This window comes from Streptomyces sp. NPDC001816, assembly GCF_042892235.1.
Lineage (GTDB): Bacteria > Actinomycetota > Actinomycetes > Streptomycetales > Streptomycetaceae > Streptomyces.
This window is the reverse complement of sequence record NZ_JBIATY010000005.1, coordinates 16,136-28,341: the sequence shown is the minus strand read 5'-3', so window position 1 is coordinate 28,341 and position 12,206 is coordinate 16,136. Positions and strand designations below refer to the sequence as shown.

At 73.0% G+C, this 12,206-nt stretch carries 11 protein-coding genes; 6 read left to right on the top strand and 5 right to left on the bottom strand.

From position 1 onward, the window contains the following. The first annotated feature begins 19 nt into the window (after positions 1 to 19). Positions 20 to 1,693, top strand: coding sequence for an FAD-binding dehydrogenase (locus tag ACFYZZ_RS18965; protein ID WP_389176946.1), 1,674 nt, complete (start codon positions 20 to 22; stop codon positions 1,691 to 1,693). Between the two features lie 2 nt (positions 1,694 to 1,695). Here the strand turns inward: ACFYZZ_RS18965 and ACFYZZ_RS18960 are convergent, their stop codons facing one another. Next, positions 1,696 to 2,046, bottom strand: coding sequence for a DUF488 domain-containing protein (locus tag ACFYZZ_RS18960; protein WP_389176944.1), 351 nt, complete (start codon positions 2,044 to 2,046; stop codon positions 1,696 to 1,698). Between the two features lie 163 nt (positions 2,047 to 2,209). On the opposite strand from ACFYZZ_RS18960, the gene ACFYZZ_RS18955 reads away from it, so the two are divergent. The 4 genes from ACFYZZ_RS18955 to ACFYZZ_RS18940 are packed head-to-tail and all read left to right on the top strand — an operon-like array spanning position 2,210 to position 7,003. Continuing rightward, entirely contained in the window at positions 2,210 to 3,637 is a 1,428-nt protein-coding gene (locus tag ACFYZZ_RS18955; protein ID WP_389176942.1) for a M1 family metallopeptidase, read from the top strand. A gap of 56 nt (positions 3,638 to 3,693) precedes the next feature. Next, positions 3,694 to 4,446, top strand: a complete 753-nt coding sequence (locus ACFYZZ_RS18950; RefSeq protein WP_389176940.1) for a L,D-transpeptidase family protein — start codon at positions 3,694 to 3,696, stop codon at positions 4,444 to 4,446. 20 nt (positions 4,447 to 4,466) lie between these two features. Continuing rightward, the gene (locus tag ACFYZZ_RS18945; RefSeq protein ID WP_389176938.1) at positions 4,467 to 5,171 is read left to right on the top strand and encodes a response regulator transcription factor; all 705 of its coding nucleotides are present in this window, start codon (positions 4,467 to 4,469) and stop codon (positions 5,169 to 5,171) included. Beyond that, positions 5,168 to 7,003 carry a sensor histidine kinase gene (locus ACFYZZ_RS18940; protein ID WP_389176937.1) on the top strand — a complete coding sequence of 612 codons (1,836 nt, stop codon included), beginning with the start codon at positions 5,168 to 5,170 and terminating at the stop codon, positions 7,001 to 7,003. The genes ACFYZZ_RS18945 and ACFYZZ_RS18940 overlap by 4 nt, the downstream gene beginning before the upstream one ends. Before the next feature lie 31 nt (positions 7,004 to 7,034). Here ACFYZZ_RS18940 and ACFYZZ_RS18935 read toward each other — a convergent pair whose 3' ends face one another. The 3 genes from ACFYZZ_RS18935 to ACFYZZ_RS18925 all read right to left on the bottom strand — a co-directional run bounded on the left by ACFYZZ_RS18935 (position 7,035) and on the right by ACFYZZ_RS18925 (position 10,448). Further along, a complete protein-coding gene (locus ACFYZZ_RS18935; protein ID WP_389176935.1) occupies positions 7,035 to 8,561 on the bottom strand; it encodes an alpha/beta fold hydrolase in 1,527 nt (508 codons plus the stop codon). Positions 8,562 to 8,878: 317 nt separating this feature from the next. Further along, on the bottom strand, positions 8,879 to 9,127 hold the full coding sequence (locus ACFYZZ_RS18930; RefSeq protein WP_389176933.1) for a WhiB family transcriptional regulator: 249 nt from the start codon (positions 9,125 to 9,127) through the stop codon (positions 8,879 to 8,881). Between the two features lie 100 nt (positions 9,128 to 9,227). Further along, the gene (locus ACFYZZ_RS18925; protein WP_389176931.1) at positions 9,228 to 10,448 is read right to left on the bottom strand and encodes a saccharopine dehydrogenase family protein; all 1,221 of its coding nucleotides are present in this window, start codon (positions 10,446 to 10,448) and stop codon (positions 9,228 to 9,230) included. 136 nt (positions 10,449 to 10,584) lie between these two features. On the opposite strand from ACFYZZ_RS18925, the gene ACFYZZ_RS18920 reads away from it, so the two are divergent. Then, entirely contained in the window at positions 10,585 to 11,292 is a 708-nt protein-coding gene (locus tag ACFYZZ_RS18920) for a TetR/AcrR family transcriptional regulator (protein WP_389176929.1), read from the top strand. A gap of 9 nt (positions 11,293 to 11,301) precedes the next feature. Here the strand turns inward: ACFYZZ_RS18920 and ACFYZZ_RS18915 are convergent, their stop codons facing one another. Continuing rightward, a complete protein-coding gene (locus ACFYZZ_RS18915) occupies positions 11,302 to 12,186 on the bottom strand; it encodes a LysR family transcriptional regulator ArgP (protein WP_389176927.1) in 885 nt (294 codons plus the stop codon). Positions 12,187 to 12,206: the final 20 nt, after the last annotated feature.

Sequence of the window (12,206 nt, the reverse complement as noted above, 5' to 3'; positions counted from 1 at the left end):
GAAGGAAGGAACGGACGCCATGGACGCGGACGTCATCGTCGTCGGAGCCGGCCTCGCCGGCCTGGTCGCGGCGCACGAACTCACCAGCCGGGGCCGGCGCGTCGCCCTGGTCGACCAGGAGAACGCAGCCAACCTCGGCGGCCAGGCGTTCTGGTCCTTCGGCGGGCTCTTCCTCGTCGACTCGCCCGAGCAGCGGCGCCTCGGCATCAAGGACTCCTTCGACCTCGCCTGGAACGACTGGCGTGGCAGCGCCCGGTTCGACCGCCTGGAGGGCGAGGACTCCTGGGCGGTGCGCTGGGCCCGCGCCTACGTCGAGTTCGCGGCCGGCGAGAAGCGGTCCTGGCTGGAGGGGCACGGCATCGCGCTGCTGCCGACCGTCGGCTGGGCCGAGCGCGGCGACCTGCGCGCGGACGGGCACGGCAACTCCGTACCCCGCTTCCACATCGCCTGGGGCACCGGCACCGGCGTGGTCGAACCCTTCGTCCGGTACGCCCGGCAGGCCGCCCGGGACGGGCTGCTCACCTTCTACCACCGCCACCAGGTCGACGAACTCGTCGTCGAGGACGGCACGGCCCGCGGGGTGCGCGGCACGGTCCTGGCCGACGACGACGCGCCGCGCGGCGTCGCCTCCAACCGCGACCGCGTCGGCGACTTCGAACTCACCGCCCAGGCCGTGATCGTCACCACCGGCGGCATCGGCGCCGACCACGACATCGTCCGCCGCTACTGGCCCGAGCGGCTCGGCACACCCCCCGCCGAGATGGTCACCGGTGTCCCCGCCTACGTCGACGGCCGCATGCTCGACATCAGCGCCGAGGCGGGCGTGCGCCTGGTCAACCGGGACCGCATGTGGCACTACACCGAGGGCCTGCAGAACTGGAACCCCGTCTGGCCGGGCCACGGCATCCGCATCCTGCCCGGACCGTCCTCCATCTGGCTCGACGCCCTCGGCCGCCGGCTGCCCGACCCCTGCCTGCCGGGCTACGACACCCTCAACACTCTGAAGTACCTGCGCACCACCGAGGACATCGCCGGGTACGACCACTCCTGGTTCGTCCTCACCCGGAAGATCATCGAGAAGGAGTTCGCGCTTTCCGGCTCGGAACAGAACCCCGACATCACCGCCAAGGACCGGGGGGCCGTGCTGCGCGACCGACTGCTCGGCAAGGGCGCCCCCGCACCCGTCCAGGCCTTCCTCGACAAGGGAGCGGACTTCGTCACCGCGGACACCCTGGAGCGGCTGGTCGAGAAGATGAACGGCCTCACCGACAAGCCGCTGCTGGACGCGGCCGAGGTGCGCCGCCAGATCGAGGCCCGCGACCTGCAGATCGCCAATCGGTACAGCAAGGACTCCCAGGTCCAGGGCATCCACAACGCCCGCCGCTACATCGGCGACCGCCTCGGGCGGGTCGCCACCCCGCACCGCATCCTCGACCCGGCAGCGGGCCCCCTGATCGGCGTCCGGCTGCACGTCCTGACCCGCAAGACCCTCGGCGGCATCCAGACCGACCTCGACTCCCGCGCCCTCGGCCCCGACGGCACGCCCGTCGACGGCCTGTACGCGGCGGGCGAGGTAGCCGGCTTCGGCGGCGGAGGCGTCCACGGCTACAACGCCCTGGAGGGCACCTTCCTCGGCGGCTGCCTGTTCTCCGGCCGGGCGGCGGGCCGGGCGGCGGCGAAGCAGACGGGCTGAATTCAGCCCGTCAGCAGATCCGCCAGCACCGTGGCATGGCTCTGCTCCGGCGTCCTGGACGCCGTGAGCAGCGTCACCGGCCCCTTGCGGGCCGATTCCCTGAGGCCGTCGAGGAGTTCGGCGGCCTCAGGAGCGGTCAGCTCCGCCTCGTAGCGGCCGCGGAACTCCTCGTACGAGGCCTCGCCCGCGTGGTACCAGCGGCGCAACTCCGTCGACGGCGTGAGCCCCTTGGGCCACTCGTCGACCTGCGCCGCCTCCTTGGCGACACCGCGCGGCCACAGCCGGTCCACCAGCACCCGCAGGCCGTCGTCGGGCTCCGGCGGCTCGTAGATCCGGCGCACGCGCACGTTCACGGTCTGGCTCCCCTCGGTCGCGGACGGCCCTGCGAGCGTACTTCGGCCGCCCCGCGACACCGGGCGGCAACGCGGCGTGACTTGACCTGAATGAGGGGGAAACGGGGACAGGCGCGGCCCTAGTCTGTGACGAATGATCATCGCCACCCCCAAAGGAGCGCCCATGACGGCAGCGCACAGACATACCTCACCACGACGCACCGCGGTCCTGCGCCGTGAGGCGGTCCTCGCCACCGTCCCCGTCGCCGTGGCGGCACTGCTCGGCGCCGCCGGACCCGCGTCGGCCGGCACCATAGGCACCTCGGGCGCCGGTGACCCCTACTTCCCGCTCAGCGGCAACGGCGGCTACCACGTCAAGCACTACGACCTGACGCTCCGCTACGACACCACCTCCCGGCGCCTGGACGGCAAGGCGGTCCTCACCGCCCGCGCCACCCAGAAGCTGACCCGCTTCGACCTGGACCTCAAGGGCCTGAAGGTCACCGGCGTCACCGTCGACCGCACCGCCGCCGGCTTCCACCGCAGCGGCCAGGAACTCGTCGTCACCCCGCGCCACACGCTGAGCAAGGACCAGGAGTTCCGGGTCACCGTCACCTACCACGGCACCCCCAAGTCGGTCACCGACCCGGACGGCTCCGCGGACGGCTGGATCCGCACCGACGACGGGGCGTTCGTCGCGGGCGAGCCGCAGGGCGCGATGACCTGGTTCCCGGGGAACAACCACCCCAAGGACAAGTCGTCGTACGACTTCACGATCACGGTCCCGAAGGGGCGCACCGCCGTCGCCAACGGCGTACTGCGCGGGCAGCGCACCGCGAACGGCCGCACCACCTTCCGCTGGCACCAGGCCGAGCCCATGGCCGCCTACCTGGCCACCGCCACCGTCGGCAAGTTCAAGGTCGAGCAGTACACCACCCCCGACGGCATCCAGGTCTACAACGCCGTCGACGCCCGGGAGGCGCGCTCGGCCGCGCCCGTGCTGAAGAAGCTGCCCTCCGTACTGGAGTGGGAGAGCAAGCTGTTCGGGCCGTACCCGTTCCGCGCGGCCGGCTCCATCGTCGACCACGCACCGAACGTCGGCTACGCCCTGGAGACCCAGAGCCGGCCCGTCTACGACTCGGCGCCCGACCTGAGCACCCTCGTCCACGAGAGCGCCCACCAGTGGTTCGGCGACTCCGTCTCGCTGACCGCCTGGAAGGACATCTGGCTCAACGAGGGCTTCGCGACCTACGCCGAGTGGCTCTACAGCGAGCAGCACGGCGGCCACAGCGCCCAGAAGACATTCGACGCCCTCTACGCCCGCCCGGCGAACGACGGCCTGTGGGCCTTCCCGCCCGGCGACCCGGGCAGCGGCAAGAACCTCTTCGACACGCCCGTCTACGCCCGCGGCGCGATGGCCCTGCACGAGCTGCGCAAGGCGGTCGGCGACCAGGACTTCTTCCGCATCCTGCGAGCCTGGGCAACCGAGCACCGGGGCGGGCACGGTACGACGGCCCAGTTCGTGAAGCTCTCCGAGCGGGTGTCCGGCAAGGACCTGGACGGTCTCTTCCACACCTGGCTCTACACGAAGGGCAAGCCGAGCAAGGCCTAGCGGCCCCGCTGCCGGAACCTGACGGGTTCCAAACATGTGTCGGCCAGGGTCGACCCATGATCGATCGCAGAGCCGCCGTCGCTCTCCTCGTCTCCCCGCTGCTGCTCACCGGCTGCGGCGGCGGAGCCGAGGCGACCGAGCGCCGCACCCCCGCCGCCCGCCCGGCGCCGACGGCCACCCCCACGCCCGCCCCCACGTCCCAGCCAGATGTGGAGTCGGCAGCCCGTCGGATAGTCGGCCTCGGCCCCAAGCTCCACGCCGCGATACCGGACCACTCCCGGCAGGCCGTCGTCGTCACCGGGCGCGGCAGGAACTCCCCGCGGTCCACGGTCGTGCTGCACGAGCGCACCGCCGGCGGCTGGCAGGCGGGCACCGCGTGGCCCGCCCACAACGCCCTGCGCGGCTGGAGCGCCCACCACACGGCCGGAGACCTGCGCTCCCCGCTCGGCGTCTTCACGCTCAGCGACGCCGGCGGCCTGCTGGCCGACCCGGGCAGCAGGCTTCCGTACCACCACTCCAGCGGGTTCGTCTCGCCCGGCACCGGCTTCGAGGGCGAACCCCTCGCCGGGTCCTTCGACTACGTCGTCGCCATCGACTACAACCGCAGGCCGGGCACCTCGCCCCTGGACTGGACCCGCCCCCTGGGCCCGGGCCGGGGCGGCGGAGTCTGGTTCCACGTCGACCACGGCGGCCCCACCCACGGCTGCGTCAGCGTCGCCAAGTCCCACATGAAGGACCTCCTGCGCACCCTCGACCCGCAGCGGCATCCGGTGGTCGTCATGGGGTACGCCGACTGGCTCGCCCTCTGAGCGGCCTAGGATCCGAACTCGTGTGCGCACATGTGCTGGTCGCCGAGGACGACGAGAAGCAGGCCGAACTGATCCGCCGCTCCCTGCTGGCCGAGGGGCACACCGCCACGGTGGTGCACGACGGCGCCGCCGCGCTCGACGCGGCCCGGCGCCTGAGACCCGACCTGGTCGTGCTCGACCTGATGCTCCCGGTGATCGACGGCTTCGGGGTGTGCCGGGTGCTGCGCGGCGGCGAGGACCCGGACATCCCCGTGGTGATGCTCACCGCCCGCGCCGCCGAGGACGACGTGCTGCTCGGTCTGGAACTCGGCGCCGACGACTACATGACCAAGCCGTACAGCCCGCGCGAGCTGATGGCCCGGATCCGTAGCGTCCTGCGGCGCAGCGGGCGCGGCGGGAGCGTCCGGGACGACGATCCGGTCGTACGGGCCGGGGGGATCAGCGTGCACCCTGTACGGCACGAGGTGCGCTGCGACGGGAAGCCGGTGGAGTGCACGCCGGCCGAGTTCCAGATCCTGCTGACTATGGCGGGGGAGCCGGACCGGGTGTTCTCCCGGCGGCAGTTGCTGCAGTGCACGCGCGGCTTCGACCGGGCCTCCACCGAGCGGGCCGTCGACGTGCACATCATGAACCTGCGCCGGAAGATCGAGGCCGACCCGCGGCGACCGGTGCGCCTGGTGACGGTGTTCGGCGTCGGCTACAAGCTGACCGGCGGCCGGCCGTGAAGCGCCGGGTACCCCTGCGCAAACGGCTGCTCGTCCGGCTGCTGTTCGTCTCGGCTCTCATCGCCGTCTGCTCGGTGGCGGCCACCGCCTGGCTCGCGGTCACGACCACCACCAGCGCGCTGAAGGAGGAGCAGGGCCAGGACCTCGCCGCCGACAACAGCATCCTCGCCGAGCTCAGCGGGTACGCCGCCGCCCACCCGGACTGGTCGGGCGTCCGGCGCACGGTCCGTGACCTGGCCCGCTCGACCGGCCGGCGCATCGCCCTGACGAACGCCGACCGCACCCTGGTCGCCGACTCCGCGCCGCGCGGCACCCCGCTGCCGCCCCGGCCCGCCGCCACCGTCGACCCCCTGCGCACGGACACCTACACCGACAGCGGGAGCCAGCTCAGCGGCATCGACCCCCGGGTGGTGGGGCCGTACCGGGTCACGGCCAAGGAGCGGGACCGGCTGGACGCGCTGGCCGCCAAGCGCAGGCAGTGCTACGAGCACTTCGGCGTCGACGCCACGGTCGTCCGGATCCCGAGCGGCCGCCCCGTGCTCAGCACCCCGGAGGGCACCGACACCTCCTACGCCTTGCAGCAGTGCGGGGACGGGCAGCTGAACACCCCCACGCCGACGGAGGAGCAGGCCCTGACCGACCTCACGGAGCTGGCCCGGCCGTGCCTGAAACGGGCGGGACTGTACATCGGCGGCCGGCTGTTCCTCACCTTCGACCCCAGCGCGAGGAATCCTCTCGGCGGCGGCTTCCTGGTGGGCAAGTCTCCCCGGGTGGCCGACAGCAAGTCCGAGATCCAGGCGTCGCAGAGCTGCGTGCTGAGCGCCCGCCGCATCCAGCTGGAGCCGTATGTCGCCCCGGTCGCCGAGCTGTTCCTGGGCATCGGGGACCAGAACCCCTCCCGCTTCGACATGTCCACGGGCAACAAGGCCAAGGTGGTCGGCGCGGCCGGGCTGGTCCTCGCCGTCACCGTCGCCGTGACCGCCGTCGTCGCCGTACGTCTCGTACGGCCCCTGCGCGCGCTGACCGCGGCCGCTCAGCAGCCGCCCGAGCTGCATGTGCGGGTGCCGGTGACCACCCGGGACGAGACCGGCATCCTCGCCGAGGCGTTCAACGACCTGACCGAGCGACGCCAGCGCCTGGAGGCCCAGCGCAAGGCGATGGTCAGCGACATCGCCCACGAGCTGCGCAGCCCGCTCACCAACATCCGCGGCTGGCTGGAAGTCGTCCGCGACGGCGTCGTCGACCCGGACCCGGCCCTGCTGGCCTCCCTGCACGAGGAGTCGCTGGTGCTCCAGCGGATCATCGACGACCTGCAGGATCTCGCGGCCGCCGACGCCGGCACCCTGCGCCTGCACCGCGAGCCGCTGCACGCCGGCGACCTGCTCGACCAGGTCGCCGCCGCCCACCGGGTGGCCGCCGACGCCGCCGGGGTCGCCCTGCGCACCGAGGCCGACGACGCCGCCTGGCTGGACGCGGACCCCGTGCGCATGCGGCAGGCGCTCGGGAACCTGGTCTCCAACGCGCTGCGGCACACCCCCGCCGACGGCACGGTCACCCTGGCCGCCCACCGCGCCGGCGAGTCGGTCCTGCTCACCGTCACCGACACAGGCTCGGGCATCGCCCCCGAGGACCTGCCGCACGTCTTCGACCGGTTCTGGCGCGCCGAGAAGTCCCGCAGCCGCCGCACCGGCGGCAGCGGCCTCGGCCTGCCGATCGTCCGCCACCTGGTCGCGGCGCACGGCGGTACGGCGGAGGTGGCGAGCGAGCCGGGCGCGGGCGCGGTGTTCACCCTGCGGCTGCCGTCCGCCCCGGCGCCGGCGGACGCCCCGTGATCCGGCCGCGGGACGCCTCCCCGGCATGAGGTCAGCGTGTGTTGAACGGCGGGACGGTCAGTGTGTCGAAGCAGGAGGTGTCGTAGCCCCCGGAGGGGTGGTCGAAGTAGCTGACCAGGATCGACCGGGCGCAGTCGGACTGGAGGAGGGCGGCGTGTCCGAGGCCGGGGAACACCAGGCGGCGTGAGTGGGACAGACCGGTGGCGGCGGCAGCGGCCCAGCGTGTTCCGGCGGGCCCGTCGAAGGTTCCCGACATCAGCAGGGCGGGCACGTCGCTGCGGGTCTGGGCCTTCACTCCGGGATCGGCGCGTCCGACGTCCCAGGCCGCACACCGGGCGAGGATCCGGTCGACGAACTCCTGCTGGGGAAGTTGGGACAGCACCCGGTCGGGGAAGCCGGGCAGGGCGGCCTCGGCCGCGGCCCGCAGCTTTTGGGGGTCGGTGAAGGCCGCCTCCTCGCGGCAGACGACGCCGTAGAACAGACCCCAGCCGGTGAAGCCGGGCGGGGACAGGCCGGCGAGGATGGTCCTGGCCGCAGGCAGACCGTCACCGGCGGCGAGGGCGTGCACCGCGGTCGGCACGGTGGTCAGCGCCCACGGCGGCAGCGACGCCACCACCACCATGTCGGCCAGTTGGTAGCCGTCGAACACCACGGTGGTGGCCGGGGCTCCCGCCGCGGCGGGCACGGTCACCGTCAGCGGGTGGCGGTCGAGGCGTTGCACGGTGGCGGCGAACTCCGCCTGCAACCGGGGGTAGGCCGCCCGGCAGGGAGGCTGGGCCGCGCATGCCTCGAACATGGCCCGGTACTGCTCGGCGGCATTGGCCCACAGGCCCTCCAGGAGGTTGAGGTGAGGGGTGACGACCGAGTCCAGGACGACGCTGCGGATGCCCTGCGGGTGGTCGCGCAGCAGCTGCAGGGCAAGGTCGCTGCCGTAGGACACCCCGTAGACGTTCCATTCCCTGATGCCCAGCGCCGTGCGCAGGTCGGCGATGTCGGCGGCGTTCTCGGTGGTGTTGTACGCCGACAGGTCGTAACCCATGCCGGCCAGGCGGGCGCGACATGCCCAGGTCGCCTCGATGCCCTCGCGGGTGGTCTCCGGGTCGCTGGACACCCGCGTGACCGCCTGCCGGTTGGCCGCGTCGATCTCCGGGCAGCTCAGATGCGGCTCGGAGCGTCCCGTACCACGCTGGTCGACGAAGATGACGTCCCGGTCGGCGTTGATCGCCGGCTTGAGCCTGGTCACGGTGTAGGCGTCCAGCAGCCCGGACCCGCCCGGCCCACCGGTCAGCCACACCACCGGGTCGGGTTCGGGCCGCGCCGCGGCGGCCTTCAGCCGGGCCACCGCGACCCTGATGGTGCGCCCGCCCGGCTCGGCGCGGTTCTCCGGCACGGTCAGATAGCCGCAGCTGAACTTCGGCCCCAGCGGGGGCACCCCGGGGAGAATCGGCTGCGGACACGTGGCCGGAGCGTAACTCGCCCGCCCGGCCGGCGTCGGCTCCTCGTTCGCCCGTCCGGCGGCGCCGACCGTCAGGAGCACGGCAGCCACCAGGCCTGCCACCGTGCCGATCCTGCGGCGGCCGACGCCCCTGCCGGTCCCTCGCCGGTATCGCCTGCCACCACCACCGAGCGGTCGCCGGACCGTCATCGTGTCTCCCGACCCGGCCCGCGGATCTGCGTGCCGGCGAGCGGGGCAGTCCGGCGGGCCGTAGCTTCCGTGCGGAGTCGTCGATGTATCCGCTGTCGACGTCGGAGATGAGGCCGTTCGTCAGCGCGGTCCCATCGGCGGGACGGGCACCACTACCACCCATTTGGTGCATAGCGCTGCCCGTCCCGCAAGTTGCTCCAGGGCCGGCGACGCACGCCGGATCCGTGCCCCTAGCGCGGGCGCCGTGCCCCCATGCGCCGGGCCTGGGCGCGGCGTTCCGTCTCCGTCATGCCTCCCCAGACGCCCGCGTCCTGTCCGGTGTCCAGTGCCCAGTGCAGGCACTCCTCGCGGACGCAGCAGCGTCCGCACACCGCCTTCGCCCGCTGTGTCTGCACCAGTGCCGGTCCCGTGGTGCCGATCGGGAAGAAGAGGTCGGGTTCCTCGCGGCGGCATGCGGCGCCGTCTCGCCAGTCGTCCATCAACGTCACCTGCGATCGAGGTCGTACCTGCCCCTGGAAGATGCGTACTCGCCTTCGGGTCGCCTGTCGATGCGCGGTGAAACAGCGGATACCGGCCACGTCACTGTTCCCGGACGCCCCACGGGGAGCCGTACTCGGTCAGCAGGTCGAGGAAGGGACGCGCAGGGAAGGCCTCCGGGCCGAGGACGCCGGTGCCCGACCAGGCGCCGGTGGCGAGGAGTTCGAGGGCGACGACCGGGTTGACCGCCGTCTGCCACACCACCGCCTGACAGCCGTACTCCGTCATGGACCACTGGTTGTCGACGACGTGGTACAGGTACACCTCGCGCGGCGCCCCGTCCTTCGTGCCGCGCACCCATGTGCCCGCGCAGGTCTTGCCGCGCATCCGGTCGCCCAGCGTCGCCGGATCGGGCAGGCACGCGGCGACCACGTCACGCGGCGAGACGGCGACCGGTCCGTCCGGGCCGGGCACGGTCACCGGCTCGGTGCGGTCGAGTCCCAGCCGGTGCAGGGTCTTCAGCGTCTCGATGAACTCCCCGCCCAGGCCGTACTTGAAGGTGACGCGCTGCGCGCCGACCCAGCGCGGCACCAGCAGCACCTCCTCGTGCTCGACGTTCACACACTCCACCGGGCCGATGCCCTCCGGGAAGTCGAACACCTCCGGCTCGCTGAACGGGGGCGTGGTGAACCAGCCGCGCCCGGCCTCGTACACGACCGGCGGGTTCAGGCACTCCTCGATGGTGGTCCAGATGCTGAAGGAGGGTGCGAAGTCGTGGCCGTCGACGGTGAGGTTCGCGCCGTCGCGGATGCCGATCTCCTCGATGGTGTCGAAGAGTTCGTCGGCCGCGTGGCGGGCGAACACGTCCGACAGTCCGGGCTCCACGCCCATGCCGACCAGGGCGAGCGCCCCCGCCTTCTCCCACTCCTCGGCCAGCGCGAACTGCTCGTCGCCCAGCTTGACCCCGCACTCCTCGTACGGCAGCTCGGGGTGCGGCCGGGACAGGGACATCGCCATGTCGACATAGCCGGCGCCGGCGGCGCGTGCCGCGCGGAACAGGGGCATGACGAAGCGCGGGTCGGTGGCGTTGAGCAGGACGTCGCAGCCGTGGTGGGCGAGCAGCCGGGCCACTGCGGCCTCGTCGGAGGCGTCCACGCGCTCGGCGCGGAACCGGCTTTCGGCGTCGCCGAGGGCCGCGACCGCCGCCTCGGCCCGGGCGGGGTCGTAGTCGGCGACCACCATCAGGTCGAGGAACGGGCGCCGGGCCGCGATCCGGGTGATGGCGGTGCCCACACCGCCGGCTCCCACGAGCAGTACACGCATGACGAAACTCCCTGCCTGACACGAACGTAACGGGGGGACGGGGCAGGCGCGCCTTGTCCGGAATCCAACGCCGGGGCATGGCGGAAGGTCAATGGCGTTGGCATAAGGAGAGCTGGGAGCGCAGGGAGGATCCGTCGTGCCCAAGCCCGTGGTGCCCGAGGAGAAACGCCGTCGGCGCCGTCCGACCCGCAGCGGCACCGTGCTGTCCGAGCCGCTGATCGTCGAGACCGCGCTGCGTCTGCTGCGCGAGCACGGCAGCACCGGGCTCACCGCCCGCCGCCTGGGCCTCGCCCTGGACTGCGACCCCAGCACGCTGTACCGGTACTTCCGGGGCATGGACGACCTGACGCTGGCCATCGGTGACGCGCTCATCGGTCAGGCCCTGGCGGGCTGGGAGCCGACGGGACAGTGGCGGGCGGACCTGCGGACGATCGGGCTGCGCATCCACGCCGCGTACGTCGCGCACCCGCAGGCGGCGCTGCTGACCGCCAACCGGGTCACCGGGCGCGCCCAGGAACTGGCCGCCGACGAGGCGGTCCTGGACGTCCTGCGCACGGCCGGGTTCTCCCTGCCGGAGACGGTCCGCGTCTACCACGCCTTCATCGACCAGACGCTGGCCTTCGCCGCGCTCGACGCCGCGTCCCTGGCCCTGCCGAGCGCATCCCAGCGGGCTGACGAGGACAAGTGGCACTCGACCTACGCCCGGCTGCCCCGCGCCACCCACCCCCGCATCGCCGAGGCGGCCCCGCTGCTGGCCCGGCGCATGGTCACCAGCGCCTACCCGACGGCCCTGGAGATGCTGCTGGACAGCGCGGCCGGGCGGCTCGACCCACAGGCGCCCTGACCGCCGCCGTCACCGGCGCAGTGCCTCGGCCGCCGTCGCCGTCACCGCCTCGGCCAGCGCCGCCAGCGCGGGGGAGTCGAGTTTCCACTGCTGCCAGTACAGCGGGACGTCGAACCACTCCCGCGGCGCGAGCACGACGAGGCGGCCCTCGTCCAGCAGCGGCCGGGCCTCGGGCTCCGGGATCATGCCCCAGCCGAGGCCCGCGGCGACTGCGTCGGCGAAGGCCCCCGAGGACGGCACGTAGTGCCGCAGCCGGCCGGCGCCCGTGCCGCCCAGCCGTCGCACGAAGCCGTCCTGGAAGTCGTCCTTGCGGTCGAAGACCACGACGGGAGCCTCCGGCAGGACATCCCGCAGCGGCCCGTCCAGGTATCGCTCGGCGAACCCCGGTGCGGCCGCGGCCACGTACCTCATCCGGCCGAGCGGGCGGACCGAGCAGCCCGGCACCGGGTCGGGCGAGGAGGTCACGGCCGCCATCACCAGGCCCTCGCGCAGCAACGCCGCCGTATGGGCCTCGTCCTCCCGGTGCAGCTCGTAGCAGAGCCCCTCCACCCGGGTGAGCGCACCCAGGAACCAGGTCGCAAGCGAGTCCGCGTTCACCGCGACCGACACCCGCGTCGGCTCGCCGGCACCGCTCAGGCCCAGCTCGCCGCGCGCGTCCCGCTCCAGCCGGGCCAGCTGCCGGGCGAACCGGACCAGCACCGCGCCGGACTCCGTCGGGCGCACCGGCTTGGTGCGCTGCAGCAGCACCCGGCCGGTGCGCTGCTCCAGCGCCTTGACCCGCTGGCTGACCGCCGACGGCGTCACATGCAGGGCCGCGGCCGCCGCGTCGAACGTGCCCTCGTCCACCACGGCGAGCAGCGTCCGCACCTGCTCCAGGGGAAGCTCCTCCATCACGAGCACTAATGATACGTAAG

Bases quoted from the DNA above. Each gene is read 5' to 3' on its own strand.
- ACFYZZ_RS18965 (WP_389176946.1), top strand. From the start codon at position 20: ATGGACGCGGACGTCATCGTCGTCGGAGCCGGCCTCGCCGGCCTGGTC.
- ACFYZZ_RS18955 (WP_389176942.1), top strand. From the start codon at position 2,210: ATGACGGCAGCGCACAGACATACCTCACCACGACGCACCGCGGTCCTG.
- ACFYZZ_RS18950 (WP_389176940.1), top strand. From the start codon at position 3,694: ATGATCGATCGCAGAGCCGCCGTCGCTCTCCTCGTCTCCCCGCTGCTG.
- ACFYZZ_RS18930 (WP_389176933.1), bottom strand. From the start codon at position 9,127: ATGGACGACTGGCGAGACGGCGCCGCATGCCGCCGCGAGGAACCCGAC.
- ACFYZZ_RS18925 (WP_389176931.1), bottom strand. From the start codon at position 10,448: ATGCGTGTACTGCTCGTGGGAGCCGGCGGTGTGGGCACCGCCATCACC.